Raw genomic sequence first — 26,343 nt, 5'->3', positions numbered from 1 at the left:
CTATCCCAGGTCGATCACCAGGATCTCCGGCGGAACGCCGAAGCGTACTGGCGCGATAGAGCAGCCGAGGCCGCCCGACACAATGATATGGCGCGACTCCTCAACGATATGACCGTAGACATACCGGTTGCCGTAGCGCGAAGGCGAATAGGGCGACCAGCCGAAAATCCTCACCTGTCCGCCATGCGTATGCCCCGACAAGGTGAGCGAAACGCGCTGGGGAACGGCAGGAAAGATATCGGGCTCATGGGCCATGAGGATGACTGGCGCGGCGTCGCCCACCTGCGCCAGCGTGCCGCCGAGATCGTCAAGGCCCATGGTAAGCGGCCTCTTCCACCGCATGCTGCGGCGCAAGGCCAGCTGATCCTCAACGCCGGCAAGCCAGAAGCCTTGTCCATTCTTCTCTAGGCGCGCCGCGCGGTTGGAATAGACTTCGATGCCGACAGCTTCCAATGCCCTATGGCTGAAGGTCGGCCCACGGCCAGTCCTCTGGGCGGTCGCGTCATGCCACCAGTCGTGATTGCCGATGATGGCATGGACTCCAAGCGGCGCCTTCAGCTTTGCCAATTCCGCCGCCCAGATGCGATGATCGACACGGCTGGTAATGAGATCGGTTCCGGACGTGTAATCGCCGAGTAGCATGATGATGTCGCCGCCGAGTTCGTTGGCATGGGCACAGATCGATGCGATGCGCTCGGCATTCATCCATGGCTCACAGGCATGGAAATCGGCAAGTGCGACGACCCTGAGCTTCAGCCCAGGCGTCCATCCTGGCGGGGTCAGCGCGTAGCGGGTAACATTCAGCCGAACGACCGGCTCGTAGCCGAGAGCATATCCCCCGAGTGCCATCAAACCGAATATGCTGCCGCCGAAAAGCTTCAGGAAGGCACGACGGCCAAGCATTCAATCGTCCTCCCGGAACAACCCGAACTGCGCGGCCTCCAGATCCTTGGGCGGCTGCATGCCGAGATGTTTCCAGGCGATCGCGGTCAAAACACGGCCGCGCGGCGTACGCTGAATGAAGCCCTGCTGGATCATATAGGGCTCGATAATATCCTCGATCGCGTCGCGCGGCTCGGAAAGGCCAGCGGCGATGGTCTCGATACCGACAGGGCCGCCGCCGAAATTGACCGCGATCATGTTCAGATAGCGCTTGTCGAGCTGGTCGAAGCCGACATTGTCGACCAGAAGCCGCGTCAGCGCCTCGTCGGCAATCTCGCGCGTCACCGCTTCGACCTTGGCGACCTCAGCGAAATCGCGCACACGCCGCAGCAGCCGGCCGGCAATACGGGGGGTGCCGCGGGCGCGGCGCGCGATTTCCCGCGCGCCCTCGTCGGTCATGCCGAGACCCATCAGCCTCGCACCACGCCGGACGATCAACTCCAGTTCCTCGACGGTATAGAAACTCAGACGCACCGGAATGCCGAAACGATCGCGCAGCGGCGTCGTCAGCAGGCCGAGGCGGGTCGTGGCCGCAACCAGCGTGAACTTGGCGAGATCGATCTTCACCGAACGCGCCGCCGGGCCTTCGCCGATGATGAGATCGAGCTGGAAATCCTCCATGGCCGGATAGAGGATTTCCTCGACGGCCGGATTGAGACGATGGATCTCGTCGATGAAGAGCACGTCGCGCTCTTCGAGATTGGTGAGCAGTGCCGCAAGATCGCCCGCCTTGGCGATGACCGGGCCGGAGGTCGAGCGGAAATTGACGCCGAGTTCCTTCGCCATGATCTGCGCCAGCGTCGTCTTGCCGAGGCCGGGCGGACCGACAAACAGCACATGGTCCAGCGCTTCACCGCGCCCCTTGGCCGCTTCAATGAAGACCTTCAGATTGGCACGCGCTTCCGCCTGGCCGGTAAACTCGTCCAGCGATTGCGGCCTGAGCGTCGCATCGATGTCTTCGCCCCGCTTTTCCGGCGATATCAGACGTGCGGCTTCACTCATGTCAGAGGTTCCATTCCCGGTATGCGTTTTGCGGCTCCCGCGCCGAAGGCGTTATCACATCCGCCGCATCAAGAATACTCTTTGACGAAGGAGTGCCGAGGCCCGATCTCTCAGCTTTGCGACAATAGTCAGGATTGCGAAAGGTGCAAAGCCTCACCGCGCGAGTTCCTTGAGGCCGAGCCGGATCAGCTTGGCGCTATCGGCGCCCTCCCCGGCCGCCTTTATCGCCGCCGAAACGGCGTTGGCCGCTTGATCGCGGGAGTAGCCGAGATTGGTCAGCGCCGAAACGGCATCAGCCACGGGCGCTGCGGCAACGCCTTCGCCCAGCTCCTGCTTGAGCGCGATATTGGCCGCGTCGCCGGCAAAGGCCGGTGCCTTGTTCTTGAGTTCCGTCACGATGCGCATGGCAACTTTCGGACCAACACCCGGCGCCCGCGAAACGGCGGTGCGATCCTGCAGCGCGATCGCATTGACAAGCTCGGCCGGCGTCAGCGTCGAGAGCAGCGCCAGCGCCACCTTCGCGCCGACACCCTGAACCGTCTGCACGATGTTGAACCATTCGCGCTCCAACGCCGTCATGAAGCCGAAGAGCCGGATCTGGTCTTCACGAACATAGGTCTCGATGAAAAGAATACAGGCCTCGCCAATCGAACCGAGCTTCGACAGCGTCCGGGCCGAACAATAGGCGACGTAGCAAACGCCGTGCACATCCACGAGCACATAGTCTTCGCCGATCTCTTCAATTGTGCCTTTCAGCTTGCCGATCATGGATGATGTCCGTCAGGGATGGGTTTCGGGAGAGATGAGGTCAAGTGAAGGAAAGTAGGAGCGATAGCGCGAGGCATCGCGCGTCAGCAGCCTATGCCTTCGCCATTCGGCATGGGCACCGATTAGGAAATCCGGAAGTGTTCTTTCCCGTTGTCCTCCGGCAAGCCGATAGAGGCGATGCGCTTTTCCGGCTCGAAACGCCGCCTCGAAAGGTATGGCCTCACGCTTCATATCGAGCCAGGACAAAGCAATCGTCAATTCCTCTTCACTCAAAGGCGAGGCAGCGAGTTCCGACCACACCACCGGACTGATGACGAGATCGCCTTCACCGACACATCGTTTCAAGAGTTTGGCCGACCATTGCCGTTGGACTGAAGCCGGGCCGAGGATATCGATGAAAATGTTGGTATCAATGAGGGTCGATATCGTCACGCGGCCCTCTCAGAAACTCCATAAATTCGTCCGTTGTCATGCCGCCGAGATCAATCGTGCCCCTGACGCTCTCGAGCCAATCGTCGAAATCACGAATAGCTGGATCCGACGCCTCCCCGATTTTAACGAGCATCGCGCCGCCACCGGAGGCGATGAAATCAACCTCTGAACCTGGAACGATGCCCAGCCTGTCTCGAATTTCCTTCGGGATGGTCACCTGACCTTTTTCCGTCACGCGCATAGTAATACCTCTTCAGTAATACCTAGCGATCCACCGGGAACAAGTCAAGAACAAACTATCCCGCCAGCGCCGCCTGCCGCAGCCGGTTGGCGCCTCGGTTATGGGCATGGCATATGGCGATGGCGAGCGCGTCGGCAGCGTCGTTGCCCTTGAATTCGACCTTGGGCATCAGGATTTTCAGCATCATATGGATCTGCTGTTTCTCGCCGTGGCCGACGCCGATGACGGCCTTTTTGACCGCATTCGGCGCATATTCCGAGACAGGCAGGCCAGCACGTGCCGGCACGAGCATAACGACACCGCGCGCCTGGCCAAGCTTCAGCGTTGCCACGGCATCCTTGTTGACAAAGGTCTGCTCGACGGCGGCCTCATCCGGCTTGTAGCTGTGAACGATCTCGGCAAGACCGTCATGAAGCTGGCAAAGACGGGATGCCAAATCCATGTCGCCATCCGAGGTCACGGTTCCCGAGGCCACGAAGCGCAGCGAATTGCCAAGCGTATCGATGATACCCCAGCCGGTGCGGCGCAGGCCTGGATCGATGCCGATGATGCGAATCGTATTCTGCATAAGCCAACCTATCTTTCAGGCCCGACATGTGCCAGCAAAATGTGAACAAAACAAAAACAAGATCCGAATTGGAGCGCCAAGGCCGCGCTGAAAACATCGTGACGAAATTGCGGCGATGGGTTTGGAATAGGCGGATAGCGCTCCTACATGTGCAAGCAACCCTCCCTTCCACCACGCAGGTTTCTTGCCATGGTCCCCTTTTCCATCCTCGATCTTTCGCCCGTTGCCGAAGGCAGCACCATTAGCCAATCCTTCGAGAGTTCGAAGCGCATGGCGCAGAAGGCGGAAGAACTGGGCTACAACCGATTCTGGCTCGCCGAGCATCACGGCATGCCGGGTGTCGCCAGCGCCGCGACATCGGTCGTCATCGGCCATGTCGGCGCGGCAACCTCGCGCATCCGCATCGGTTCGGGCGGCGTCATGCTGCCGAACCACTCGCCGCTGGTCATTGCCGAGCAGTTCGGCACGCTGGAAGCGCTGTTTCCCGGCCGCGTCGATCTCGGCCTCGGCCGCGCCCCGGGCACCGACATGCGCACAGCGCAGGCCCTGCGGCGCAATATAGATGCCGGCGCGCAGAGCTTTCCTCAGGATATCGTCGAACTGCAGCACCTCTTCAGCCCCGCGGACGACAATCAGATCATCCTCGCCGTTCCCGGCCATGGCGCCAATATCCCTATCTGGCTGCTCGGCTCCAGCCTCTACAGCGCCCACCTCGCCGCTATGCTGGGCTTGCCCTATGCTTTCGCTTCACATTTCGCCCCGGAAGCCTTGATGGATGCCATCGCCATCTATCGCGAGCGCTTCACGCCTTCGGCCACGCTCGACAAGCCCTATGTCATGGTCGGCGCCATGGGAGCGGTGGCGGAGACAGATGAAGATGCGCAGTATCACTTCACCTCAGCACAGCAGCAATTCGTCAATCTCCGCCGCAACGTGCGCGGCCCCTTCCCGCGCCCGCGCCGCGACATGGATGATTTCTGGACGCCGATGGAAAAGCTGAATGTGGAAAATACGCTGCGCTATGCCGTGGTCGGCTCGCCCGCAACAGCGGAGGCGAAGCTTTCGCAATTCATCAAGGATACGGAAGCCGATGAAGTCATCATATCGATGCCAATCCACGATATCGAAGCGCGCCTGAAGTCCGTGGAACTCTTCGCGACGCTTCCGAGCTTCAAGAAGGTCTCCTGACCTTCGAAAGCGAACAGTCTAATCCGGTGAGCCGATCCAGCATATACGGCTCACCGGGCGACCGGCGGGCTCAAGCCACGAGCCTCGTCTTCCAATGACGCCGGATGAGCATGTCGAGCGACAACTTGCCGGCACCGGCGACGATCAGGGCAAACATACCGCCCGCGATCGCCAGGTCCTTTTCGAAATGCAGCAACTCATTGTGGCTGGCGAAGTTGGTGTGAAAGAGCAGCGCCGTCAGCAAGCAAAACAGGCCCAAGCCGAATGCCGCCAGGCGAGTCATCAGCCCGAGCGCAATGGCAAAGCCGGCGGCGAGCTGCAGTACGATGGTTGCAATAGCGATGGGGGCAGTGACGCCAAGCTTGGCCATGGCCTCCAACGCAATGTCGAAGTTGCTGGCAAGTTCGATGCCTTCCTCGAGAAAGAGCAGCGATAGCAGCAGGCGGCCGAACAGCAATGCCATGTCGGCCATATTTACAAGAACGGCACTCTCCTCTTCGAATTCCATGGCCTTTCTCCTTCCCGTCGAGATCCGCGCGGTTTCCGATCCTGCCCGGCGGCATCCCACGACCTGATCGGATGGAATGCTGCCGGATCGATTGCGGCCGAGCTTTAGTTGGTTCCCTTAGCGGCGATTGCCTTGGTCAGGTCCTCAAGCTCCTCGCATCCCGCCGGGCAGAGCTTGGTGAGTGCCGCCAGCTGCTCGCGGGCCTTGGGCATGTCGCCGGTCTCGACATAGAGTTCGCCGAGATATTCATGCGCGCCCTTGTGATCGGGCTGCAGTTCCAGCGCCTTGGTGTAGTAGGTGAGCGACGTCTTGAAGTCGCCGGTCTTGCGCAGGGTGAAGCCCATCAGATTGTAGACATCGGCCTGCTGGTGCTCCTCGGCAATATCGCGAAGCTCGGCGAGTGCGCCGGTATAGTCCTTCGCATCGATCTTGGTACGCACGGAGGTCAGGTCCGGCGCGTCGGTCGATTCCATATTGTCGACGGCGAAGGCGAGGCCTGCTGTGGCAACGGGCAGGATGGCGACAGCGCAGAGGCCGGCGATCCCGAAAATGGCATGTCTGAACATGGTAGTTGCTCCTGTTTTCGGCCGCTCAGGCCTGGATGGTGGGGGTGAATCCGTAGGCATTGCCGTCCTTGACGAAAGTGCCGGAGCCCGGGAATGGGAAATGCGAGCCGCAGATCCTGATCTTGTCGGCAATGACGCGATCGATCAGCCTGCGGCGGGTGGCGACGGCCATCGGGCCATCCTGGTCGTAGGCGCCTTGCCATTCCGGATGGGGTGCGAGCAGCGCCGGCACATACATGATGTCGGCCGAGACCATCAGCTGCTCGCTGCCGCCGTCAATGAGGAAGACGGAATGACCGGGGGTGTGACCGTATGCGGCCAGCATGTGCACGCCGGGCGCCACTTCGGCATTATCGTCGACCAGCTTCCAGTTCTTCCATGTCGGGAAGACGGAGGCGATGCGCCGGCCGGCTTCCTTGCGGCCCTCCGCCAGCTTGTCGACACGGCCGGGGTCGGTCCACCAGTTGTATTCAGCCGCGTTGACGATCAGCTCGGCATTCGGAAAGACCGCCGCGTTCGTTCCCTTTTCCATCAGGCCCCAGACGTGGTCCGGATGGAAATGCGAGATCATGATCGTATCGATCTTCTTGTAGTCGATGCCGGCGGCCGCCATGTTGGCCGGCAGGTGGGTGGCATTGGTCTGCCATTGCCCGACACCCGATCCGGCATCCATCATGATCTTGCGTCCGTCGATGTCGAGAACGACGACCGTCAGCGGAATGGGCATGAAATCCGTCGTCAGGCCAGCCTTAGAAAGCGCCTCCTTGGTATCTTCGACGGAAGCATTCTTGATGAAGGCCGGATCGTGCGGTTTGCGCCAGATGCCGTCATAGATGGCCGTGACCTCGATCGAACCGACCTTGTATTTGTAGAAGCCGACCGTCGGCTCCAGCGGGGTGGCGGCAAAGGCTCGCGGGATGAATTCGAGCTTCGACGACAGCCCGAAGGCTGCCGCAGCTGCGGCCGTGCCGAGCACGGCGCGGCGGGTCATATCAAACATCGCAATATCTCCTCAGGGTTATGGCTTTTCGGGCCAGGCGGAGGTCGCAAGCGATTGCAGCCATCCACTGAGGAAGAAGATCGACGCTCATGGGTGCTTATTCCCCGTCGACCGAGGATTTTTTACAAGCTATTGAAATTCATTCGATTATTTTGCGGCGGGAGAATTACCGGATGCGATGGCGGACATTCCGCGTTCCGTGACTTCGACTTTTTTCATCCGACCAGGAATAAAACCCGCGCGAGCGCGATCTAGCTTTTCAGGCAACATTGCAAGCGCTTTAGCTGAAGCTTACAGTCAGCAGAGGCGTTTTGCGGGGATCACGATGACAGACGCCCGACCTATGAGTTCGATGATACTTGGCGGCCAGCTCCGCCCATGGACATGGCGTTCGCCGCAAAACACCGCGATCAGCAGATTTGTGCGATTTCTGGCTCGCCTGCGTAGTTTCATTGCCGAGCTGAAGCCTGGTAATCACCTCGTCCAGATGGCGGTCGCTCAATCCGCAGCCGGCACAGAGCCATTAAAACGCGCGACCGCCCTGCCCGACGAGACTATGCGCCGCTTCCAGCAAACGATCATCCCGCATCTGGATGCCGCCTATAATTTCGCGCGGTTTCTGAGCCGCGATGCCGATGCAGCGCAGGATATCGTGCAGGAAGCCTATCTGCGCGCCTATCGCGGCTTCGGCAGCTTTCGCGACGGCGATGCCCGCGCCTGGACCTTCACCATCGTCCGCAACTGCTACCATGCCTGGCTGCAGGAGGGCCGGCGTAAGACGCGTTACGAGCAGCCGATGACCGACGAAAGGGATTTGGATGAAGGCTCGCCCTCCCCCGATCCCGCCTCCGAGGAGGATACGCCCGAGGCAGCCTTCATCCGCAAATCGGAAACGCAACGGGTGCGCGAAGTCATCAACCGATTGCCCGATGCCATGCGCGAGGTCCTGGTCCTGCGCGAACTCGAGGATCTCTCCTACAAGGAAATCGCCGAGATCATCGATGCGCCGATCGGCACCGTCATGTCGCGCCTCGCCCGCGCCCGCCGCGATTTCGGCGAAGTCTGGCGCAGCCTCGAAGGAAAAGAGGCGGCACGATGAGCGGCGCTGAAGAGAATGATCACGGTGAATGGAACGACCTGTTGCACGGCTTCATCGACGGCGAGCTGGACGCAGCCAACGCGGCGCGTTTCGAGGCGCATCTGGCGACTTGCCGGGACTGCGCCGGCGAGATGGAGAATGCCCTGATGGTCAAGCGTCTTTCCGCACGCGAGGGCGTCAAATGGCAGGCGCCTGATACCGTCCATGCCCGCGTGCAGGCGGCACTGACGCTGGAGCAATCCATGATGAGGCGCGCAACCACGGCCGCGAGCCAAACGGAGAGCCCGTGGCAGCACGTGTGGCGATTGGTTCGCGAATGGAGCTTCGTACCGTCGCTTGCCATCCTTGCGGCAAGCCTCATGCTCGTGCTGAACGTGCCGCAGCAGAGCCAGACGATCGAGGATCAGCTTCTCGCAAGCCATGTGCGCTCGATGCTCGCCGACCATCTGACCGACGTGCTGACCTCCGACCAGCACACGGTCAAACCATGGTTCAACGGCAAGATCGATTTCTCACCGCCGGTAGTCGATCTGGCAGCACAGGGCTTCCCTCTCGTCGGCGGCAGGGTGGATTATCTCGATGGCCGGGTGGTGGCGGCGCTAATCTATCGCCGGCACGGCCATGTCATCAATCTTTTCATCTGGCCCGGCGCTGCGGGAGCCAAAACCAATGCCGAGAAGGAGGGTTATAATTTCGTTGAATGGCATGCCGACGGGCTGGTCTTTTGGGCTGTCTCCGATGTCGCCGCACCGGATCTCGCCACCTTCCGCGACGATTTTATCCGCGCGACGGCGCCATAAAGCAATTCCAGGAAAAGTGCGTAGCGGTTTTCCGTCCGGAATTGCGCAAAGAAACAACGCGATAGAGTGTTTTCGCATTTCGCAGAAAAGCGGGAATGCTCTCAAGCAAAAAAGCCGGCCGCATCGCTGCAGCCGGCTTTCTTGAATAACTGCAAAAGATCAGGCCGAGAGCTTGGCCATAACTTCGTCCGAAACTTCGAAGTTCGAATAGACGTTCTGGACGTCGTCATCGTCTTCAAGGTTTTCGATGAGCTTCATCAGCGACTGGGCCTTTTCTTCGTCGACCGGCACGTTGTTCTGCGCGCGCCAAATCGCCTTTACGGTTTCGGCTTCGCCGAGCGTCGCTTCGAGCGCCTTGGCGACTTCGCCGAGAGATTCGAAGGCGCAGATGATCACATGGCCTTCTTCATCGCTTTCGACGTCATCGGCACCTGCTTCGATCGCCGCTTCCATGACCTTGTCGGCATCGCCGGCGGAAGGCTTGTAGGTGATTTCGCCGACGTGATCGAAGGAGAAGGACACCGAACCGGTTTCGCCAAGCGCACCGCCGGCCTTCGTGAAGATCGAGCGAACGTTGGATGCCGTGCGGTTGCGGTTGTCGGTCAGCGCTTCGACGATGATCGCCGTGCCGCCCGGACCGTAGCCCTCGTAACGGATCGCATCGTAATTCTCAGTGTCTGCACCGGACGCCTTCTTGATGGCGCGGTCGATATTGTCCTTCGGCATCGACTGGGCCTTGGCGTTCTGGATCGCCAGACGCAGGCTCGCGTTCATCGTCGGGTCGGGCAGGCCCGATTTGGCAGCGACGGTGATTTCGCGCGCCAGCTTCGAGAACATTTTCGAACGCACCGAGTCCTGACGACCCTTGCGGTGCATGATGTTTTTAAACTGTGAATGGCCAGCCATGGCACCCCTGTTCACGTCTTTTGTTGGGAATGGGCTGCCTTATAAGAGCGAAGCGGCCCTCATTCAAGTAAAAAGCCGGGTAATGGGGATGGAGAGCGGTCGCGATCGAGAAGGTCTCAAAGGTGATCGCGATGGTCACAGCCCCTTGAGCACATAGATCAGCGGCTTGCGCGGCAAGGTCTTCACCGACACCGTGACGCTTGGTGTCGGCGCATAGGCGACGTCGAAGTCGGGACCGAACAGGGCGAGAAACTGATCGACCGGCGGACCCCAACGGTGCATGGGCAGGATGAGCGACGAGCGCAGCCTTTTGACCACGCGGCTCATGCTGTCGGCTCCCATGGTGAGGCCACCGTCGACCGGCACCATCACCACATCGAGCCGGCCGATCTCGGCATATTGCTGGTCGGTGAGCTCGAAATGCAAATGCCCCAGATGTCCGATGCAAAGACCCGCCACCTCGAAGATGAAGATCGAATTGCCGTTGGCTTCGATGCCGCCACCCCAGGAGCGAATATCGGTGACGACATTGCGGATCAAGGTGTCACCGACGGTCATGCGGATCTTTGCCGGCTCTCCGGGCACATCGCTCCATCCATGCAGCACATATTTGATCGCAGGGTCCGGCGTCAGCGTGTAGTGGCTCGGATGCGCCTTGTTCATCGTGACGACCTCGGGCGTATAGGGCGGCGGATAAGCGCCGCTATAATCCGTGGCGATGGAAACGCCACCCGGCGTCTCGATGAAAAGCGTGGCGTGGCCGAGGAAGGTAATCTTCACCTCGCCATTAACCGGATCATCGACAAGCGTCGGACGGGGAGGAGAAAAGCTGGCGAAAGTTGCTTTCGGAAGAGATTGCGCGATCGCCTGGCATTGGCTGGGTTGCGGACGAGAAGGCTTTTGCTGGGCGTCAGCCGCGGTCCACCAAAAAATCATCGCCAGGAAAAACACGGCAAAGACAGGAAATCGCTGTAACATGCCATCCCCTCAAGCCAGATAATGGCGGAAGGATGCGGCATGACCGGAAACGGGTCCAGCGGCAATCAGACAGGATTGCTCACAATCGCGTCATCATATGGTGATGCTGAATTATAGAGCGTGATGCCGAAAAGTGTAGGCGGTTTTCGGACGACATCACGCTCTACTTCTTTGAGTCTAGAGCGGATTCAGATTTTAGGTCGATTCGACCTAAAATCATCCGACTCTAGTGCAGCGGTCAGCGCCAGAAATCCGGAATGGTCTCCGCAAGGCGTGGTCCAAGCCGGAGCGGTGCGATCTTTTCAGCCAATCCCGTCGCGTCGGAAATCTCGACGCCGACGCCGCAGATGGTGGCTGGCCCCGACGCCGCCTCGAAACGCCCCTTCGGCATCTTGGAGATGAAGCGGTTGAGCGGCTCTTCCTTTTCCATGCCGAGCGAGGAATCGTAATCGCCGCACATGCCAGCATCCGACATATAGGCGGTGCCACCATTCAGGATCTGTGCGTCCGCAGTCGGCACATGCGTATGCGTGCCAATGACGAAGCTCGCGCGGCCATCGACGAAGTGACCGAAACACTGCTTTTCGCTCGTCGCCTCCGCATGGAAGTCGAAGACGATGGCATCCGCCTGCTCCTTCAGCGGGCAGGCATCGAGAATGGCTTCTGCCGACTTGAAGGGATCGTCGAGCTCCGGATGCATGAAGACGCGGCCCATGATGTTGGCAACGAGCACGCGGGCGCCATTGCGCGCGTAATAGAGGCCGGAACCGCGGCCGGGCGTGCCGGCCGGATAGTTGGCGGGGCGCAGAAACTGGTCGTGGCGCTCGCAAAAGACGACGGCTTCCTTCTGGTCCCAGACATGGTTGCCCGTCGTCACGACGTCTGCGCCGGCATTGATCGTCTCGAGGAAGATGTCCTCGGTGATGCCGAAGCCGCCGGCAGCATTCTCGCCATTGACGATGACGAAATCGAGCTTCAGGTCAGACACGAGGCCCGGCAGGCGGTCCCACACCGCGGTCCGCCCCGTCTTGCCGACCATATCTCCCAGAAAAAGCAGCCGCATTCGCTATCCAATCACTTCCGAAACGAAATTGAGTCCGCTCTCGGTCAAAATCGCGTCAAGACGGACATCATGCGGCTCAGCCGGCACTGATGGCACTTCTTGGCAATCGAATGCAATGCCGATCAGCCGCGGATTCAGGCCTTTTTGATGCAAGCGTTCGATCGCACGGTCGTAATGACCGGCACCATAGCCGATGCGGTGGCCGCTCTTGTCGAAGGCCGAAAGCGGCACGAGCATAATATCCGGGTCCAGCACTGCCGCTTCGGGTCCCGGACCGGAAGTCCCGAATCCGACCGGAACCAATGGCATCCCGGCGACAAGCTCCCGGAAGACGATCGTGCTGCGATCAAGAATAACAGGCACACAGAGCCGCGCCCCACGCTCCCGCAGACGCGCCATCAATGGCCTTATATCCACTTCCGAACGGATCGGCAGGAAGCCGGAGACGATATCTCCCGGCCTGATATCGATAGCGTCACCGCCATGCACGACCATGGCCAGGCCCTTTTCAATACGATCTTCTGCCGGAATGGCGTCTCGCTCGGCAAGGCGCTCGTTGCGGTATTGGGCTTTCAGCTCTTTGCTCATCTGATCTTCGCAAATATCTATGATATCACGAAAACATAATGAGCCGGCAGCCCGTTGCAAAGCACGAAAGCGACATGCTGTGGTCACGAAAGGAGTGGGCTGCATCATCCTTTATGGATGATCGACAATTTTCCGTCGCCATCCACATGCGCGCGAACATTTTCATAATTCGGCAGTGTGGTGTGATTGGTCTCGATCGGATGCGAATGCGTCGCGGTGATAACCACCACATCCGCACCAGCCGCCTCGCCTGCCTTGACGCCGGCCAGGACGTCTTCGAACACCAGGCATTCCGATGGGCTGAGGCCGAGGCGCTGCGCGCCGAGGATATAGCACTGCGGATCAGGCTTGCCGACCTTCACGTCCTCGGCGGTAACCATGAAGCGCGGAACGGGGATCCCGGCAGCGTCAAGCCGCGCCAGCGCCAGCCGATAGGGCGACGAGGTGACGATCGCCCAGCGCTCCGGTGGCAGCGATGCAAGGAAATCGACGGCGCCCGGCAGCGCGATCACACCCTCGACATCGGCAATTTCGGCTTCGGTGATCTTCAGCGCCTCCGCAACCGGATCGACGCCAGGCAGATTCAACTGACCGATCGTATCGACACCGCGCTTGCCATGCATGGTTGGCATGAACTTCTCGACATCGAGACCCTGGGCGCGTGCCCAATTGCCCCAGACACGTTCTGCAGCAGCAATCGAATTGATGATCGTGCCGTCCATATCGAACAGGAAGCCGGAATAGGTCTTGGCGAAGGCGGAATTCGATGCAGCGGACAAGGGCGGACCTTTCTGGATAAGACGGCGAGCACCTGTGGCAAACGTAGCGCTCATGATATGCCCTTCCCGACTAACGGCAGCCGTCGAAAGAAGCAAATAAATGCTGCGCCGAACGCGCAGGAAAAGTCGGTAGGAGACCGTGGGGAAAGGCGAGAAAGGGCGCGCGACAGCAAGACACGCCGCGCGCCATGAGCATTATTCGCCGAGGCGGCTCTTCAGTCCATTGATGATGTGGTTCGCCAGGGCTTCGTAATCATCATCGAAATGGTGGCCGCCATCCATGGCGATGACTTCCGCACCCGTGCCCTTCAGCAGCGGGCAAGCGACATCCTCGTCATCGTCCTTGCCGTAGACGCATTGCACCATCTTTGGATTGATCGATTTGAGGTCGTTGACGGGATCGCCGCCCTTGCCCGCGCTCGAAGCCCCGAGCCAGCCCATGACCGAAATCACATAGTCGACCTTCTGCGACAGAGACAGCAGCGACATTTGGACGATCTTGTCCTTTTCGGCCTGGGGCAGGCGATTGTAGCTCGCCGGCAGCACATCGGCGCCAAAGGAATAGCCGACCAGTACCACATGCTTGACCTTGAAGCGTTTGGTGTAGAAGTCGATGATCCGGCCGAGATCGTTGGCCGTCTGCTGCGGATCCTTCTCGGTCCAGAAATAATGCAGCGTATCGACGCCCACGACCGGGATGCCCTGGTCCTGCAGGTAGCTGCCAACTTCCTTGTCGATGTCGCGCCAGCCGCCATCGCCCGAATAGACGATGGCGAGCGTGTCCTCGGTTGGCGTCGTCTCCATGATATCAAGGGGCAATCCAAGCGGCGACTTCGAACTGTCGATCGTCTTCATCAGATCGGCGAGCGAAGCCTCCAGCGTCGCATAGGTATCGGCATTGTCGGAATCCGTGGTCTGGACTTCGGGATGGTCCTTCTGGATGTCTGCGACGTGGTCGCGGCCATCCTTCGGCGCATTCGCCGTATAGGCCACGAGTATCGGATTGGGCAGAGCGCCTTCCTGCAGACCGAAGGACACCATATCGCCATCGGTCTTCTTTTCGGCCGGCGTGCAGAGTTCCTGCTTCAGGCCGATGCCGGCAGTCGGGTCGACGGCCAGCGTGCCGGCAACGGTCGCATCCGGCGTCTGGGCCGCGATCGTCAGCGCCATAGCGCCACCGGCGCCGACACCGGCGATAACAGGCAATTGATAGGTGCTGTCGGCGAAGGAGCGCTGCACCTGCTGGCTGAGCGATTCCAGATCCGAGACGATATAGATGCAGCCGTCATTCTTGCTGACGTCATAATTGTTGAGCGCGGCGAGAAAGGACGGATAGTCGATGCCGATGACGAGCGAGCCATTGGCGACGAGCTTGTCGGCAACAGCCTTCTCCTTGTCGCCCCAGCCGGCGAGATCGGAAATCAGAACGACTTCGTTCGAAACCTTGCCGTGCGGTCGCATGATGTGCGGCGCCGGGATCATGCCCAGATCATATTTTGTATCGTCGGCTTCAGCCCGTGCTTGGCCTGACATCAGCAGCCCCGTGGACAGCACGCATGCGAAAGCCAATGACATTGCGTATTTCAAGATCATTTCCTCACGACCCCCTTAAGTCCGCCCCCGATGAGGAATGTGGCATCCATCAACGCGATCATTGGACTAACCCCTCCCGAAACAGCCAGGTAGCGTGGCTGCCATTCGGGATGGAATTTTGATTTGAAGGCACGAAGCCCTTTGAAATTGTAGAAGCGCTCGCCGTGCTCGAAGACAGTTCCCCCGACCCTGTCCCAAACCGGCGCCGATTCCCGTCTCGACATGCCCGACAGCGGCGCCATGCCAAGGTTGAAACGCTGAAATCCCTCACCCTTGAGGTATTCGAGGATCTGCACGAACAGAAAATCCATCGAACCCTTCGGGGCATCAGGGGAAAAACGCATCAGGTCGACGGATCCCTCCTCCTTGGTCTCCGTCATCAGAATATTCGCAAAAGCGACGATCTTACCATCCTTTTTCAACACGCCGACCGGCTGAGAGCACACGTAATCCTGATCGAACGCGCCGAGCGAGAAACTCTTTTCCTTGGCATTGTGATCGGCAAGCCATGTATCGGAAACATGCGCGAGCTGATCCAGCACATCGGGTATATCTTGAGGTTCGATAACGGCAAATTCTAGTCCATCGCGCACTGCGCGGCTCGCCGTCTGCCTGAGATTGGCCCATTTGCCACCCTTGAGCTCGAAATTGGCAAGATTGACCACGGCAAGCTCGCCGAGCTTGAACGCCCGCAGGCCCGCATCGGCGCAGTAGGAGAGAAGCGCCGGCGAGATCTGGTAGAAGACCGAGCGGCAACCGGCAGCGCGCGCCGTCTCGACGAAGCGCCAAATCAGATCGGGCAACGCCTGGCGCGGGCCGACCGGATCGAACAGGGCGATCCATGAGCGGCCCTGCTTGCCGTACATGATGAAGGCATCGCCTTTTTCTGAGAACATGATGCTCTTGTCGCCCATGCGTACCAGATTGGCGTCGGCAACGCCCTGCTTGCGCACGATTTCCACGGCGCGCGCCACCGCATCGTCGCTGACAGGCTCCGGCCGCTTCGTTGCCGGACGCAACAGGCTGAAGATCGCGATCGCCGAGGACACGATGGAAATGCCGAGCGCTGCACGAAGCCCGCGCGGCGCCTCATCGGCAAATTCGAACTGCCACCAAAGCTCGTTGCTGTATCCGACATCGCGATAGACGAAGAACAGCACGACGATAGCGCCGATGCAGACGACCGCGATGGCCGTGAGCCAACCGGCCGTCAACGTCTGGTTAAGCAGCGAAGCCGGCCGCTTGAACAGGCGACGGCTGACGACGAGGCTAAAGACGAAGAAGGCAAGCAAACCGGCTTCGACGATGGCGATGGCTTTCAGCAGCGAGAAGAACAGGGCGAACAACGCCGAGAAGGTCGAAACCCACCACGCCCCGTCGAGACGCTGGCTGAGCCCACGGGCGGCCACGATGATTGCCAGCCCGAGAAGGCTCGACAGAAAGTGAGCGCTTTCGACCAAAGACAGCGGCAGATAGTCTGATAGCACGATCAGATTATGGTCGGGCGTCGGCGTCACGCTCGAAAAGACCAGCATCATGCCAAGCAGCAGCGCAAAGGCCGACAATAGCTGCGGCATCAGGCGTGCGCCAATGCGGCGCATGCTCGAAGCCACCGGATGATCGACGAAACGGCGCAGCTCCGCGACCGAGATCGCGGCAATGGCGATGACGAGCGGAATGACGTTGTAGATGACGCGATAGAGGACCAGAGAGCTCAGAACGGCATCTTCATTCACGGAACTGCCGAGCCAGGCGATGATGATCGTCTCGAACACGCCGAAGCCGGCCGGAACGTGGCTGAGCACGCCAAGCCCGACGGCGATCGCGTAAATCGCGAAGAAGCCCGGCCATCCGATGGAGGTTTCCGGCAACAGCACATAGAGCACGGAGGCCGAGGCTGCGATATCGAATGCAGTGACCAGAAACTGCCGCGACCAGGTGCGCGAATCCGGCAGACGCACGGCGACCGGGCCGATACGCACTTCGCGGCCATTGCGGCCGGCATAGACTACGAAAGCAAGCGCCGCGAGAATGGCGATAGCGATCAGCCGCAGCCACAAGCCATCGACGCTGATCAGCGGGCCGATCTCGTCGGCGATGACCAGAAGCGCCATGGCGCCGACAGACGCCAGACCCAGACCGAAGGCGAGCGTAACGAAAGCGATGACGCGAGTGATGTCGTCGGGCGACAGCCCGAGCCGGGTATATGCGCGGTAGCGGATCGCGCCGGCGCTGAGCGCACCGAAGCCGGCGGTATTGCCGACCGCGTAGGCGCTGAAGGAGGTCAGCGCGACATGCGGAAACGGCAGCCGCTTGCCGATATATTCGAGCGCATTCTGGTCATAGAAGATCAGGGAGGCGAAACTCAGGCCAGTAAACAGCAGCGCCAGCAGTACAGAGGAGATCTTCGTCGTCGTCAGGGCATGGACGACGTCATCATAGCGCACCTCGGTCGTCAGGTCGTAGATCGCATAGGCGGCGATGCAGAAGACGGCGACTGTAAGAACGGCGACAATCAGCGCGCGATAGCGGTTCAACAGACCGACCATGCCGCCACGCTCTTCCAATTCCTCATCGGCATTTTCCAGATCGATTGGGCTCGACATGCTCTACCTGTTTATAGTGATCTTCGCCGGTTCCGACTGTCCGGATATTCAGTAACATCGACGACGCGTCTTCGAGTTGCCGTATACACTTCTTTCGACAAGCCCGTTGTGACGCGCGCTCCATCGTTCTGAATTTAGGCAATTTTGGCGCAGGCCCCGTCCCGCCAACAATGAATCTCTTATTATTTAAAGGATTTTGTCATTCATCCGGCTTTTGGGCTTATCCACACACAAAAGTGATATTCCCATCTCATCCTGAGCGCCCTCACCGCCAATACCGCCCTTCTTCCGATTGTCCGAAGCCTACTACAACGTGAGATGGATATCCATCTCACGGCATCAACCGCCCTCCCCAGTAGTAGAATCCGCAAACAGATAGGCCCGGCGCCGAAATCGGCACCGGGCCACTGACCGATAGCCAGGAAAGGGATCGAGACGATAGTTACTGGTGATACGGGTTTGCCGGAACTCAGCGATCCGGCGCCTCCGCCGGTTCGCCGCGCATCTCGCTGAGGAAGAACCCTTCGCGCAGATTGATCCCGTATTCGACGAAGGCTTTCATGCAACAGAGCATCTGCGTCCAGCCCTCGCAGTTCAGATAGGTGCCGCGACGGCCGGCCTCATCCTCGCGCCAGCCGCTTTCTTCGATGATGACAAGCGTGCCGCCATCCTCCAGCGCATCGAAGGTCATCTCCACTTTGGTTCTGTAACGGACGCCGTCCTCGCCGGTGCCGCCGTCCCAGTGAAAGACGATGCGCTTGTTGGCCTCCACCTCATTGACCTCGACGGGGGCGTTCTTCCACCAGATGACGGTCGTTCCCGCCACCAGGGGCGCGCTCGCCCCGCCGACGGTGGTGAAGTAGCTCGAAAGCTTTTTCGGGTTGACGACAGCATCGAAGACTTCATCCACCTTGCGGCCGATCCGTCCTGAAATCCGAACATTCAATGTCATGGCATCTCCTCCATTATTTGTCTGTCGTTATCGCTCCATTGCGACTGGCCCCATTATGTTATAAAAATATAACATGTCAAACGAATCGGATAGCGACCTCATTTTCAGGGCTCTTGCGCATCGGCGGCGGCGCGAAATCCTGGACATGCTCAAAGATGCGCCACGCACGACGGGCTCGCTCTGCGAAGCTTTCACGGATATGGACCGCTGCACCGTGATGCAGCATCTGAGAGTGCTGGAAGAAGCTGATCTCGTGATTGCCAAGAAGGATGGCCGCGAGCGCTGGAACCATCTGAACAGCCTACCGATCAAGCAGATCCATGATCGCTGGATCAGCGCCTATGCCGGCCATGCCCTCTCCATCCTCGATCAGCTGAAGAACGATCTGGAAAGCTAAAAAAGACGGTTGGGTTCGGAGAAAGTCGGATTACGCTGCGCTGGCGCGGCCCAACAGATGTTTCAGCCTATCGCTCGTCCCGTCTTCTTCGAGCGGTGTATAAACGACCAGCTTCATGTCGGCACGGTCCATGACGGCAAGTGCGGTATATTCGAATGTCATTAAGCCGCCCTCCGGATGGCGCAGACGCTTGTGACCCGTCAGCGGCCGCAGCACATCCTGCCTCGGCCACCAGGCGCGAAATTCGGGGCTCGCCTGCATCAAGGTAGCGATCAACCGCTCGAAATCAGGATCGCCGGCGTAACGGGCGCTGTCGACGCGAAACATCGCCAGCGAATTCGCCGCCACGATCTCCCAATCGACAAGAAGCTGCCGGTGGGAAGGGTCGGTAAACACCCGATGGACGCTGTTGCGCGCATCCCCCTGCAGCAGGGCATAATCACCGAAAACTGCAACAGCCGCGGCATTCCAGGCCAGCACATCCCAGCGGCGGCCGAGAACATAGGCCGGCTGGCCAACAAGGCTTGCAAGCATGCGCGCTAGCGCATCCGGCACTTCCTCAGGCCCGCGCAACGGGGTGTCAATAGATGGCCGATCACTCAGCGTAAAGAGATGCCGCCGCTCGACCGGATCGAGCCGCAGTGCGTCGGCCAGCGCCGATAGAACCTCTGCGGAGGGACGAACGTCCCGCCCCTGTTCCAGCCAAGTGTACCAGGTGGTACCGACACCGGCGAGCAGCGCCACTTCCTCGCGCCTGAGCCCTGGCGTGCGCCGCCGGAACCCTTCCGGAAGCCCGACCTTGGCGGGCGTCAGCTTTTCCCGGCGGGAGCGCAGAAAGGCGCCGAACTCGCGACGCCTGGCTTCGATGATGATCTGGCTCTGGTTGATGGTCATGACCTATCATAGCAGGATCAATACTAGGATAAAGTCAGAACTGTTTGCCGCGTCCGCAAGCTGCCAAATATCATCATGCAGACAACGAGAAGGCGGTTGCTATGGATATGAGCGGCAAGACAATTCTGATCACAGGCTCGACGGATGGTGTCGGGCGCAGGGTTGCAGAACGACTGGCAGCGGCAGGTGCTAGGCTCATCGTTCACGGCCGTGACAAGACCCGCGCGGAAGAACTGGTCTCCCGCATTCAGGACAAGGGCGGCAAAGCGGCCTATTACCTCGCCGACCTTTCCTCACTGAAAGAGGTCCGCACTCTGGCCGACGCCATCGAGCGCGACTACGATCGCCTCGATGTTCTGATCAACAATGCCGGCATCGGCACCAGTGGCGGCGGCACCGGGCGCCAGGTAAGCCGAGACGGATACGAGCTGCGCTTCGCGGTGAATTATCTTGCCGGCTTCCTGCTGACGCGCCGGCTTCTGCCTCTGTTGAAGGCAAGCACTCCCGCCCGCATCGTCAATGTATCTTCCGTCGGTCAACAGGCCATCGACTTCTCCGATGTCATGTTGACGCGCGGCTATAGCGGCGTGCGCGCCTATTGCCAGAGCAAGCTGGCGCAGATCATGTTCACCTTCGATCTCGCCGAAGAGCTTGCCAGCTCCGGCGTCACCGCCAACTGCCTGCACCCGGCGACCTATATGGACACGACCATGGTGCGCCAGGCAGGCGTTGCGCCGTTAAGCTCCGTCGAGCAAGGAGCCGATGCCATCCTCAATCTGGCCGCCGGCACCGCTCTGGAAGGACACACCGGCCTCTATTACGACGGACTGCGCCCATCGCGCGCCTCTGCCCAAGCCTATGACGCAACTGCGCGCGGCAACCTGCGAACAATCAGCCAAAGCCTTACCGGCCTGGCCTGAGACCTTATTCCTTGCCCCCTCCCCAGCCTCCAGAAAGGAGACAACCATGTCGTCTCAACACGTCGCTATTGTCGGCGGCTCCTCCGGTATCGGTCTTGCGACTGCCGCCCATCTTCTCGAAAAAGGCTATCGCGTCACGATCACTGGCCGCGATAAGGCGAAACTCCAGGCCGCCGCACAAGGCCTGAATGGCGATCTTACGCCAATCACCATGGATGCAGCCGACTTCGCCGGTCTTCCCGCCGCCTTTGAGGCAATCGGCCCTCTCGATCATCTCGTCCTGGCATTGGGCGGCGGCAATGGCGCCGGACCTTTCGCCACGGTCGATCTTGCCGACGTCAGGAAAGGTTTCGAGCAGAAGACGATGGCACATTTCGCCTGCGCCCAGGCCTGCTTGCCCTATCTGTCGAAGCAAGGCAGCATCACCTTCGTCTCCGCCGTATCGGCACAGGCGGCGATGCCCGGAACCGCAGGACTCGGAGCCATCAATGCCGCCATAGCCGCCTTGGCGCCGATTCTCGCCGTCGAGCTCAAGCCGATCCGGGTGAACTGCGTTTCACCAGGAGTTGTCGACACGCCCTGGTGGGACTTCCTGAGCGCAGATCAGAAAGAGCCGACATTTTCCGGCTTCGCAGCGCGCACACCCGTCGGTCGTGTCGGCCAGCCCAAGGAAATAGCCGAAGCCATCGCCTTCCTGATCGGCAACGGTTTTACGAGCGGCCATACGCTGATCTGCGACGGCGGCATCCGCCTCGGTCAATGATCCCTGCACCATTGCCAGCCGGCAGCGGCGATGGCGTCCTCAGCTGTTTTGGTCACCCGCCTGCAGATGCGTGCGGATTTCGATCAGATGGATCGAGCTGAGCCGCTGAAGAACCTTCGAAGCGGAAAGCGGCTGAAGGGCGGTCGCGCGCCTGGTGGGCTTGATTGCCCACGAAGATCTGCCGCGGCTGCGCAGCGCGAGCAGCCGCACCGAACTTGAACGCGGTGCCTATCTGCGAACGAAACTTGCCAGCGCAGCGATAGAACTGCGCGGCGCTTTCCTTGGCAATCGTCCGAAAAATTGAAGAGCGATCCACGACGACCGATGGATGTTTACGATCCTGGGTGCCTACAAACGTAGGTGGGCACCGTGTGTCCAGGCCCACGGGCCTGGTCAGGGACAGCTCCCTTTGGATCGAGTATGGCCCCAGGGATTGTGGTTCCTGTCGGGAAGCGCAGACCGCCTGAACTATATAGAGCGGATTGTGCCGCTGCACCAGAGGGCCGCATCGGGGATCCGCAGAAATAACTCAAAGCATGTCGCGCAAAAGTGAGCAGCGGTTTTGCGATAACGACATGCGTAAAATCGAATCTAAAGCGAGAGAAGCGAGGCTGAAAGCTCGCGATGCGCTTTAAACCTGCTCGATGCCCGGCCGCTCGAGGAGCTTCTCGGTGATGCCGTGGATGCGTGTCGTCACCTCGTCGATCACACTGGCAAGCGTTTCCTCGGCGCGGGCATTGGCAGCGAGCGTCGTATCACGATTGCTGGTGAGGGACTCCAGTTCGGCTTCCAGCGCGGAGACCCGTCGCGTCAATTCCGATACTTCGTCCATGATCATGATCCCTGCCATGACAGTCAGCCTGAGATCGCCGATTTCGCCGAACTGGCTCTTCAAATGCAGGACATAGCGGTCGAAACGATTGGCAAGATCCGTCAGATGGTCTTCCTGCCCCTCTTCGCAGGCCATCCGGTAGGCTTTGCCGTCGATCGTTACCGTTACTTGCGCCATTCGACTTTCCGATCACTGCCGCTCCGGCACGGCTGCCTCCCGAGGGATCAGCGGTCCAGCACGGCTCTTATGGTTTCCATCGCCGTAACCAGCCGGCGCGACACTTCACGATTGACTTCTTCGAGCCGGTTCGCCCGGAACTCGGCCTGATCCAATTCCTGGGCAAGACGCGACCGGTCGGCGTGAACCCTGCGGACCTCGCCTTCTATATCGCTCTGCGCCCGTTCCCGCTCGAACCGTCCGTCGACGGCACTCTCCAAAGTCGAAAGCGCCTGGCGCAACTGGGCGAGCGCCGCGTCCACCGTTTTGCCTGAAGGTGTCATACCCTTCGCTTCTCCGCGCAAGGCCCGAATCAAAACATCCGGCCACTTGTCTGATTTCGCAACAATATTCAACTCGGCAACAGCACGTCAATAAAGGCTGTCATGTGGCAGGGCCCCTATTCTGTGGATGAATGCCGCCTTTGCCGTCTGCACAGGCCTTGTCGCATGATTGTCGTCTTTTGTAAAAGTGAACGGGCAAATGTTAAAAAATTGCCGCGAGGAAGCCGGATTGAGCCCTCGATTTGTTGACTTGCTCGCCCTAACTGCTATGTCTCGACCGCCTGAGGCGACGTTGGAAATGGCGTTCGGAAGAGCGCCTCACTTCACCCGCCTTTAACCGATGGCCTCCCTCCCAAGCGTGCGGCCATCCCCCGAACCCGGAACACTGCGGAAAAACCCATGAACTCTCGCGAACAACACGACCGGATGGCAAATGCGATCCGTTTCCTTGCCATGGATGCTGTCGAGAAGGCCAATTCCGGTCACCCCGGTTTGCCGATGGGGATGGCTGATGTCGCCACCGTTCTCTTTAGCAAATATCTGCGCTTCGACCCGAAGAACCCGCTTTGGCCGGATCGTGACCGTTTCGTTCTGTCAGCTGGCCACGGCTCGATGCTGCTTTATTCGGTTCTCTACCTCACCGGCTATCCGGACATGACGGTCGATGAGCTTACACGCTTCCGCCAGCTCGGCTCCAAGACCGCCGGCCATCCGGAATATGGTCACGCCACCGGCATCGAAACCACCACCGGCCCGCTCGGCCAGGGCATTGCCAATGCCGTCGGCATGGCGATCGCCGAGCGCAAGCTGCGCGAAGAGTTCGGCTCCGAACTTCAGGATCACTACACCTACGCCATGTGCGGCGACGGCTGCCTGATGGAAGGTATCAGCCATGAAGCGATCGCGCTGGCCGGCCACCTCAAGCTCAACAAGCTGATCCTGTTCTGGGACAACAACTCCATCACCATTGACGGCGCCGTCTCGCTGTCGGACTCGACCGACCAGATCATGCGCTTCAAGGCCGTTCACTGGAATACGATCGAGGTCGACGGCCACGACCAGGCCGCCATCAGCGCCGCCATCGAAGCCGCTCACAAGTCCGACCGCCCGACGCTGATCGCCTGCAAGACGATCATCGGCTTCGGCGCTCCGAACAAGCAGGGCACCCACAAGGTCCACGGCTCGCCGCTCGGCGCCGAGGAAATCGCCGCGACCCGCGTTGCGCTCAACTGGCCTTACGAGCCCTTCGTCATTCCGAACGACATCCTCGGCGAATGGCGCGCTGCCGGCGAACGCTCCGTCGGCACCCGCGAAGCCTGGGAAGGCCGCCTCGCTGCCGCCGACCCGGCCAAGAAGGCAGAGTTCACCCGCCGCTTCGATCACAAGCTGCCTGCCGGCTTCGACGCCGCCATCAGCGACTACAAGAAGAAGCTCGCGGAAACCAAGCCGACACTCGCAACCCGCAAGGCATCGGAAGATGCGCTGGAAATCATCAACGGCTTCATTCCGGAAACGCTCGGCGGCTCGGCCGACCTGACGCCGTCGAACAACACCAAGACCAGCCAGATGAAGTCGATCACCCCGACCGATTTCTCCGGCCGTTACATGCACTGGGGCATCCGCGAACACGGCATGGCTGCTGCCATGAACGGCATCGCGCTCCACGGCGGCCTCATCCCCTATAGCGGCGGCTTCCTGATCTTCTCGGATTATTGCCGCCCGCCGCTCCGCCTCGCCGCTCTGATGGGCATCCGCGCCATTCACGTCCTGACGCATGATTCCATCGGCGTCGGCGAAGACGGCCCGACCCACCAGCCGGTCGAGCAGGTCGCCAGCCTGCGCGCTATCCCGAACTTCCAGCTCTTCCGCCCGGCGGACGCAACGGAAACGGCCGAATGCTGGCAGATCGCCATTAAGACGACCAACCGTCCGTCCGGCCTTGCTCTGACCCGTCAGAACCTGCTGGCCGCCCGTACAGAGTACAGCGAAAAGAACCTCTGCGAACTCGGCGCCTACACGCTGGCCGGCAATGCCGATGCCAAGGTGACGATCTTCGCTTCGGGCTCCGAAGTCGAACTCGCCGTTGCCGCCCGCACCGTTCTTGAAGGCAAGGGCGTCTCCACGCGCGTCGTTTCGGTTCCCTGCACCGAGCTCTTCTTCGAGCAGCCGGACGCCTACCGCAAGGAAGTCATCGGCAACTCGCCGGTCAAGGTTGCCGTCGAAGCCGGCGTTCGCGAAGGCTGGGATGCCTTCATCGGGCCGGAAGGCGCCTTTATCGGCATGAAAAGCTTCGGCGCGTCGGCTCCGTACAAGGACGTCTACAAGCACTTCGGCATCACCACCGAGGCTGTTGTCGCCGCCGCTGAGGCAAAGCTTTCCTGAGGGCGCTGACAAGCGCTCTCAAATCCAATAGATAAACACCCTGAATGAAAGGGAGTGACATTCATGACTGTAAAAGTAGCCATCAACGGCTTTGGCCGCATCGGCCGTAACGTCCTGCGTGCAATCGTCGAATCCGGCCGTACCGACATCGAAGTCGTTGCCATCAACGACCTCGGCCCGGTCGAGACCAATGCTCACCTGCTGCGTTACGATTCCATCCACGGCAGGTTCCCCGCCGAAGTGAAGGTCGAAGGCGACTCGATCATCGTGGGCGGCGGCAAGCCGATCAAGGTCACGGCGATCAAGGATCCGGCAACCCTGCCGCACCGCGATCTCGGCGTCGACATCGCCATGGAATGCACGGGCATCTTCACCGCCCGCGACAAGGCTGCCGCCCACCTGACGGCCGGCGCCAAGCGCGTCATCGTTTCGGCTCCTGCCGACGGTGCCGACCTAACCGTGGTTTTCGGCGTCAACCATGACCAGCTCACCAGGGAACACCTGGTCATCTCCAACGCATCCTGCACCACGAACTGCCTGGTACCGGTGGTCAAGGTTCTCGACGATGCCGTCGGCATCGATCACGGCTTCATGACCACAATCCACTCCTACACCGGTGACCAGCCGACGCTCGACACCATGCATAAGGACCTGTACCGCGCCCGCGCCGCAGCCCTGTCCATGATCCCGACGTCGACGGGCGCCGCAAAGGCTGTCGGTCTCGTTCTGCCGCACCTCAAGGGCAAGCTCGACGGCACGTCGATCCGCGTTCCCACGCCGAACGTCTCGGTCGTCGACTTCAAGTTCGTGTCCAAGAAGGCAACGACGGTCGGCGAAATCAACGAAGCCATCAAGGCTGCATCGAACGGCAAGCTGAAGGGCATCCTGGGCTACACCGACGAGCCGCTGGTTTCCCGCGACTTCAACCATGACAGCCACTCGTCGATCTTCGCGACCGACCAGACCAAGGTCATGGAAGGGAACTTCGTGCGCGTCCTGTCCTGGTACGACAACGAGTGGGGCTTCTCCAGCCGCATGTCGGACACGGCCGTTGCCTTCGCAAAGCTGATCTGATC

The 26,343-nt window shown here is 60.2% G+C and carries 28 protein-coding genes and 1 other RNA gene; 8 read left to right on the top strand and 21 right to left on the bottom strand.

Annotation, left to right across the window (positions count from 1 at the left end; translation table 11 throughout):
• The 6 genes from AC13QE_RS20865 to ruvC all read right to left on the bottom strand — a co-directional run bounded on the left by AC13QE_RS20865 (nt 1) and on the right by ruvC (nt 3,953).
• On the bottom strand, nt 1-903 hold the full coding sequence (locus tag AC13QE_RS20865; RefSeq protein WP_488485078.1) for a metallophosphoesterase: 903 nt from the start codon (nt 901-903) through the stop codon (nt 1-3).
• The gene (gene ruvB / locus AC13QE_RS20860; protein ID WP_112335057.1) at nt 904-1,944 is read right to left on the bottom strand and encodes a Holliday junction branch migration DNA helicase RuvB; all 1,041 of its coding nucleotides are present in this window, start codon (nt 1,942-1,944) and stop codon (nt 904-906) included.
• Between the two features lie 153 nt (nt 1,945-2,097).
• Nucleotides 2,098-2,712, bottom strand: a complete 615-nt coding sequence (ruvA, locus tag AC13QE_RS20855; RefSeq protein ID WP_488485077.1) for a Holliday junction branch migration protein RuvA — start codon at nt 2,710-2,712, stop codon at nt 2,098-2,100.
• Nucleotides 2,713-2,724: 12 nt separating this feature from the next.
• The gene (locus AC13QE_RS20850) at nt 2,725-3,144 is read right to left on the bottom strand and encodes a type II toxin-antitoxin system VapC family toxin (protein WP_488485076.1); all 420 of its coding nucleotides are present in this window, start codon (nt 3,142-3,144) and stop codon (nt 2,725-2,727) included.
• Complete coding sequence (locus tag AC13QE_RS20845; protein ID WP_132717465.1) at nt 3,122-3,385, bottom strand: AbrB/MazE/SpoVT family DNA-binding domain-containing protein; 264 nt, start codon at nt 3,383-3,385, stop codon at nt 3,122-3,124. The genes AC13QE_RS20850 and AC13QE_RS20845 overlap by 23 nt, the downstream gene beginning before the upstream one ends.
• 55 nt (nt 3,386-3,440) lie before the next feature.
• Entirely contained in the window at nt 3,441-3,953 is a 513-nt protein-coding gene (ruvC, locus tag AC13QE_RS20840; protein ID WP_488485075.1) for a crossover junction endodeoxyribonuclease RuvC, read from the bottom strand.
• 189 nt (nt 3,954-4,142) lie between these two features.
• Between ruvC and AC13QE_RS20835 the strand changes: the two genes are divergently transcribed.
• Nucleotides 4,143-5,141 carry an LLM class flavin-dependent oxidoreductase gene (locus tag AC13QE_RS20835; RefSeq protein WP_488485074.1) on the top strand — a complete coding sequence of 333 codons (999 nt, stop codon included), beginning with the start codon at nt 4,143-4,145 and terminating at the stop codon, nt 5,139-5,141.
• 70 nt (nt 5,142-5,211) lie between these two features.
• On the opposite strand, the gene AC13QE_RS20830 is transcribed toward AC13QE_RS20835, so the two are convergent.
• The 3 genes from AC13QE_RS20830 to AC13QE_RS20820 all read right to left on the bottom strand — a co-directional run bounded on the left by AC13QE_RS20830 (nt 5,212) and on the right by AC13QE_RS20820 (nt 7,215).
• Nucleotides 5,212-5,649: a DoxX family protein gene (locus AC13QE_RS20830; protein ID WP_488485073.1), complete on the bottom strand. Its 438-nt coding sequence runs from the start codon at nt 5,647-5,649 to the stop codon at nt 5,212-5,214.
• A 104-nt stretch (nt 5,650-5,753) separates the two neighbouring features.
• Complete coding sequence (locus AC13QE_RS20825; RefSeq protein WP_132717469.1) at nt 5,754-6,215, bottom strand: tetratricopeptide repeat protein; 462 nt, start codon at nt 6,213-6,215, stop codon at nt 5,754-5,756.
• Between the two features lie 25 nt (nt 6,216-6,240).
• Nucleotides 6,241-7,215 carry an MBL fold metallo-hydrolase gene (locus tag AC13QE_RS20820; protein WP_488485072.1) on the bottom strand — a complete coding sequence of 325 codons (975 nt, stop codon included), beginning with the start codon at nt 7,213-7,215 and terminating at the stop codon, nt 6,241-6,243.
• A 325-nt stretch (nt 7,216-7,540) separates the two neighbouring features.
• Between AC13QE_RS20820 and AC13QE_RS20815 the strand changes: the two genes are divergently transcribed.
• The gene (locus AC13QE_RS20815; protein ID WP_488485071.1) at nt 7,541-8,314 is read left to right on the top strand and encodes a sigma-70 family RNA polymerase sigma factor; all 774 of its coding nucleotides are present in this window, start codon (nt 7,541-7,543) and stop codon (nt 8,312-8,314) included.
• On the top strand, nt 8,311-9,114 hold the full coding sequence (locus AC13QE_RS20810; protein ID WP_488485070.1) for an anti-sigma factor family protein: 804 nt from the start codon (nt 8,311-8,313) through the stop codon (nt 9,112-9,114). Before AC13QE_RS20815 ends, AC13QE_RS20810 begins: the two co-directional genes overlap by 4 nt.
• 159 nt (nt 9,115-9,273) lie before the next feature.
• Here the strand turns inward: AC13QE_RS20810 and AC13QE_RS20805 are convergent, their stop codons facing one another.
• From AC13QE_RS20805 to AC13QE_RS20770, 8 genes are all read right to left on the bottom strand, one after another.
• On the bottom strand, nt 9,274-10,020 hold the full coding sequence (locus AC13QE_RS20805; RefSeq protein ID WP_041677652.1) for a YebC/PmpR family DNA-binding transcriptional regulator: 747 nt from the start codon (nt 10,018-10,020) through the stop codon (nt 9,274-9,276).
• Nucleotides 10,021-10,155: 135 nt separating this feature from the next.
• A complete protein-coding gene (locus AC13QE_RS20800) occupies nt 10,156-10,998 on the bottom strand; it encodes an MBL fold metallo-hydrolase (RefSeq protein WP_488485069.1) in 843 nt (280 codons plus the stop codon).
• A 238-nt stretch (nt 10,999-11,236) separates the two neighbouring features.
• Complete coding sequence (locus AC13QE_RS20795) at nt 11,237-12,061, bottom strand: TIGR00282 family metallophosphoesterase (RefSeq protein ID WP_112335069.1); 825 nt, start codon at nt 12,059-12,061, stop codon at nt 11,237-11,239.
• Between the two features lie 3 nt (nt 12,062-12,064).
• Nucleotides 12,065-12,649: a 5-formyltetrahydrofolate cyclo-ligase gene (locus AC13QE_RS20790; RefSeq protein ID WP_488485068.1), complete on the bottom strand. Its 585-nt coding sequence runs from the start codon at nt 12,647-12,649 to the stop codon at nt 12,065-12,067.
• Nucleotides 12,650-12,753: 104 nt separating this feature from the next.
• Nucleotides 12,754-13,482: an HAD family hydrolase gene (locus AC13QE_RS20785; RefSeq protein ID WP_488485067.1), complete on the bottom strand. Its 729-nt coding sequence runs from the start codon at nt 13,480-13,482 to the stop codon at nt 12,754-12,756.
• Between the two features lie 141 nt (nt 13,483-13,623).
• Nucleotides 13,624-15,021: a virulence factor gene (locus tag AC13QE_RS20780; RefSeq protein WP_488485066.1), complete on the bottom strand. Its 1,398-nt coding sequence runs from the start codon at nt 15,019-15,021 to the stop codon at nt 13,624-13,626.
• Nucleotides 15,018-17,570 (bottom strand): bifunctional lysylphosphatidylglycerol flippase/synthetase MprF, encoded by a 2,553-nt coding sequence (gene mprF / locus AC13QE_RS20775; RefSeq protein ID WP_488485214.1) that lies wholly within the window; start codon nt 17,568-17,570, stop codon nt 15,018-15,020. Before mprF ends, AC13QE_RS20780 begins: the two co-directional genes overlap by 4 nt.
• Before the next feature lie 526 nt (nt 17,571-18,096).
• Nucleotides 18,097-18,579, bottom strand: coding sequence for an SRPBCC domain-containing protein (locus tag AC13QE_RS20770; RefSeq protein WP_015341010.1), 483 nt, complete (start codon nt 18,577-18,579; stop codon nt 18,097-18,099).
• A gap of 73 nt (nt 18,580-18,652) precedes the next feature.
• Between AC13QE_RS20770 and AC13QE_RS20765 the strand changes: the two genes are divergently transcribed.
• Entirely contained in the window at nt 18,653-18,976 is a 324-nt protein-coding gene (locus AC13QE_RS20765) for an ArsR/SmtB family transcription factor (RefSeq protein ID WP_488485065.1), read from the top strand.
• Between the two features lie 30 nt (nt 18,977-19,006).
• On the opposite strand, the gene AC13QE_RS20760 is transcribed toward AC13QE_RS20765, so the two are convergent.
• Nucleotides 19,007-19,870 (bottom strand): helix-turn-helix transcriptional regulator, encoded by an 864-nt coding sequence (locus AC13QE_RS20760; RefSeq protein WP_488485064.1) that lies wholly within the window; start codon nt 19,868-19,870, stop codon nt 19,007-19,009.
• Between the two features lie 101 nt (nt 19,871-19,971).
• Between AC13QE_RS20760 and AC13QE_RS20755 the strand changes: the two genes are divergently transcribed.
• Nucleotides 19,972-20,790 carry an SDR family NAD(P)-dependent oxidoreductase gene (locus tag AC13QE_RS20755; protein WP_488485063.1) on the top strand — a complete coding sequence of 273 codons (819 nt, stop codon included), beginning with the start codon at nt 19,972-19,974 and terminating at the stop codon, nt 20,788-20,790.
• A 46-nt stretch (nt 20,791-20,836) separates the two neighbouring features.
• On the top strand, nt 20,837-21,553 hold the full coding sequence (locus AC13QE_RS20750; protein WP_488485062.1) for an SDR family oxidoreductase: 717 nt from the start codon (nt 20,837-20,839) through the stop codon (nt 21,551-21,553).
• A gap of 305 nt (nt 21,554-21,858) precedes the next feature.
• Here AC13QE_RS20750 and ssrS read toward each other — a convergent pair.
• The 3 genes from ssrS to AC13QE_RS20735 all read right to left on the bottom strand — a co-directional run bounded on the left by ssrS (nt 21,859) and on the right by AC13QE_RS20735 (nt 22,885).
• Nucleotides 21,859-22,017, bottom strand: a non-coding RNA gene (ssrS, locus tag AC13QE_RS20745) — 6S RNA.
• Nucleotides 22,018-22,184: 167 nt separating this feature from the next.
• Nucleotides 22,185-22,562, bottom strand: coding sequence for a cell division protein ZapA (locus tag AC13QE_RS20740; RefSeq protein WP_015341017.1), 378 nt, complete (start codon nt 22,560-22,562; stop codon nt 22,185-22,187).
• Nucleotides 22,563-22,609: 47 nt separating this feature from the next.
• Nucleotides 22,610-22,885: a DUF4164 domain-containing protein gene (locus AC13QE_RS20735; RefSeq protein ID WP_015341018.1), complete on the bottom strand. Its 276-nt coding sequence runs from the start codon at nt 22,883-22,885 to the stop codon at nt 22,610-22,612.
• Between the two features lie 399 nt (nt 22,886-23,284).
• On the opposite strand from AC13QE_RS20735, the gene tkt reads away from it, so the two are divergent.
• Nucleotides 23,285-25,267: a transketolase gene (gene tkt / locus AC13QE_RS20730; protein WP_488485061.1), complete on the top strand. Its 1,983-nt coding sequence runs from the start codon at nt 23,285-23,287 to the stop codon at nt 25,265-25,267.
• Between the two features lie 63 nt (nt 25,268-25,330).
• Complete coding sequence (gene gap, locus AC13QE_RS20725; protein ID WP_488485060.1) at nt 25,331-26,341, top strand: type I glyceraldehyde-3-phosphate dehydrogenase; 1,011 nt, start codon at nt 25,331-25,333, stop codon at nt 26,339-26,341.
• The last annotated feature ends 2 nt before the right edge of the window (nt 26,342-26,343 follow it).

The sequence above is a fragment of the Martinezella sp. CNPSo 3957 genome (genome assembly GCF_057784395.1).
Note: the sequence above shows the minus strand (reverse complement) of the source record. Positions and strands in the feature narration are given on the sequence as shown.

Excerpts from the sequence above, each read along its gene's own strand:
- AC13QE_RS20750 (WP_488485062.1), top strand. The coding sequence starts at position 20,837 with ATGTCGTCTCAACACGTCGCTATTGTCGGCGGCTCCTCCGGTATCGGT.
- AC13QE_RS20845 (WP_132717465.1), bottom strand. The coding sequence starts at position 3,385 with ATGCGCGTGACGGAAAAAGGTCAGGTGACCATCCCGAAGGAAATTCGA.
- AC13QE_RS20760 (WP_488485064.1), bottom strand. The coding sequence starts at position 19,870 with ATGACCATCAACCAGAGCCAGATCATCATCGAAGCCAGGCGTCGCGAG.
- AC13QE_RS20800 (WP_488485069.1), bottom strand. The coding sequence starts at position 10,998 with ATGTTACAGCGATTTCCTGTCTTTGCCGTGTTTTTCCTGGCGATGATT.
- AC13QE_RS20815 (WP_488485071.1), top strand. The coding sequence starts at position 7,541 with ATGACAGACGCCCGACCTATGAGTTCGATGATACTTGGCGGCCAGCTC.
- AC13QE_RS20865 (WP_488485078.1), bottom strand. The coding sequence starts at position 903 with ATGCTTGGCCGTCGTGCCTTCCTGAAGCTTTTCGGCGGCAGCATATTC.
- AC13QE_RS20740 (WP_015341017.1), bottom strand. The coding sequence starts at position 22,562 with ATGGCGCAAGTAACGGTAACGATCGACGGCAAAGCCTACCGGATGGCC.
- AC13QE_RS20785 (WP_488485067.1), bottom strand. The coding sequence starts at position 13,482 with ATGAGCGCTACGTTTGCCACAGGTGCTCGCCGTCTTATCCAGAAAGGT.
- AC13QE_RS20765 (WP_488485065.1), top strand. The coding sequence starts at position 18,653 with ATGTCAAACGAATCGGATAGCGACCTCATTTTCAGGGCTCTTGCGCAT.
- AC13QE_RS20790 (WP_488485068.1), bottom strand. The coding sequence starts at position 12,649 with ATGAGCAAAGAGCTGAAAGCCCAATACCGCAACGAGCGCCTTGCCGAG.
- AC13QE_RS20835 (WP_488485074.1), top strand. The coding sequence starts at position 4,143 with ATGGTCCCCTTTTCCATCCTCGATCTTTCGCCCGTTGCCGAAGGCAGC.
- tkt (WP_488485061.1), top strand. The coding sequence starts at position 23,285 with ATGAACTCTCGCGAACAACACGACCGGATGGCAAATGCGATCCGTTTC.
- mprF (WP_488485214.1), bottom strand. The coding sequence starts at position 17,570 with ATGGTCGGTCTGTTGAACCGCTATCGCGCGCTGATTGTCGCCGTTCTT.
- AC13QE_RS20825 (WP_132717469.1), bottom strand. The coding sequence starts at position 6,215 with ATGTTCAGACATGCCATTTTCGGGATCGCCGGCCTCTGCGCTGTCGCC.
- AC13QE_RS20830 (WP_488485073.1), bottom strand. The coding sequence starts at position 5,649 with ATGGAATTCGAAGAGGAGAGTGCCGTTCTTGTAAATATGGCCGACATG.
- AC13QE_RS20770 (WP_015341010.1), bottom strand. The coding sequence starts at position 18,579 with ATGACATTGAATGTTCGGATTTCAGGACGGATCGGCCGCAAGGTGGAT.
- AC13QE_RS20780 (WP_488485066.1), bottom strand. The coding sequence starts at position 15,021 with ATGATCTTGAAATACGCAATGTCATTGGCTTTCGCATGCGTGCTGTCC.
- gap (WP_488485060.1), top strand. The coding sequence starts at position 25,331 with ATGACTGTAAAAGTAGCCATCAACGGCTTTGGCCGCATCGGCCGTAAC.
- AC13QE_RS20795 (WP_112335069.1), bottom strand. The coding sequence starts at position 12,061 with ATGCGGCTGCTTTTTCTGGGAGATATGGTCGGCAAGACGGGGCGGACC.
- ruvB (WP_112335057.1), bottom strand. The coding sequence starts at position 1,944 with ATGAGTGAAGCCGCACGTCTGATATCGCCGGAAAAGCGGGGCGAAGAC.
- AC13QE_RS20820 (WP_488485072.1), bottom strand. The coding sequence starts at position 7,215 with ATGTTTGATATGACCCGCCGCGCCGTGCTCGGCACGGCCGCAGCTGCG.
- AC13QE_RS20805 (WP_041677652.1), bottom strand. The coding sequence starts at position 10,020 with ATGGCTGGCCATTCACAGTTTAAAAACATCATGCACCGCAAGGGTCGT.
- AC13QE_RS20755 (WP_488485063.1), top strand. The coding sequence starts at position 19,972 with ATGGATATGAGCGGCAAGACAATTCTGATCACAGGCTCGACGGATGGT.
- AC13QE_RS20810 (WP_488485070.1), top strand. The coding sequence starts at position 8,311 with ATGAGCGGCGCTGAAGAGAATGATCACGGTGAATGGAACGACCTGTTG.
- ruvC (WP_488485075.1), bottom strand. The coding sequence starts at position 3,953 with ATGCAGAATACGATTCGCATCATCGGCATCGATCCAGGCCTGCGCCGC.
- AC13QE_RS20735 (WP_015341018.1), bottom strand. The coding sequence starts at position 22,885 with ATGACACCTTCAGGCAAAACGGTGGACGCGGCGCTCGCCCAGTTGCGC.
- ruvA (WP_488485077.1), bottom strand. The coding sequence starts at position 2,712 with ATGATCGGCAAGCTGAAAGGCACAATTGAAGAGATCGGCGAAGACTAT.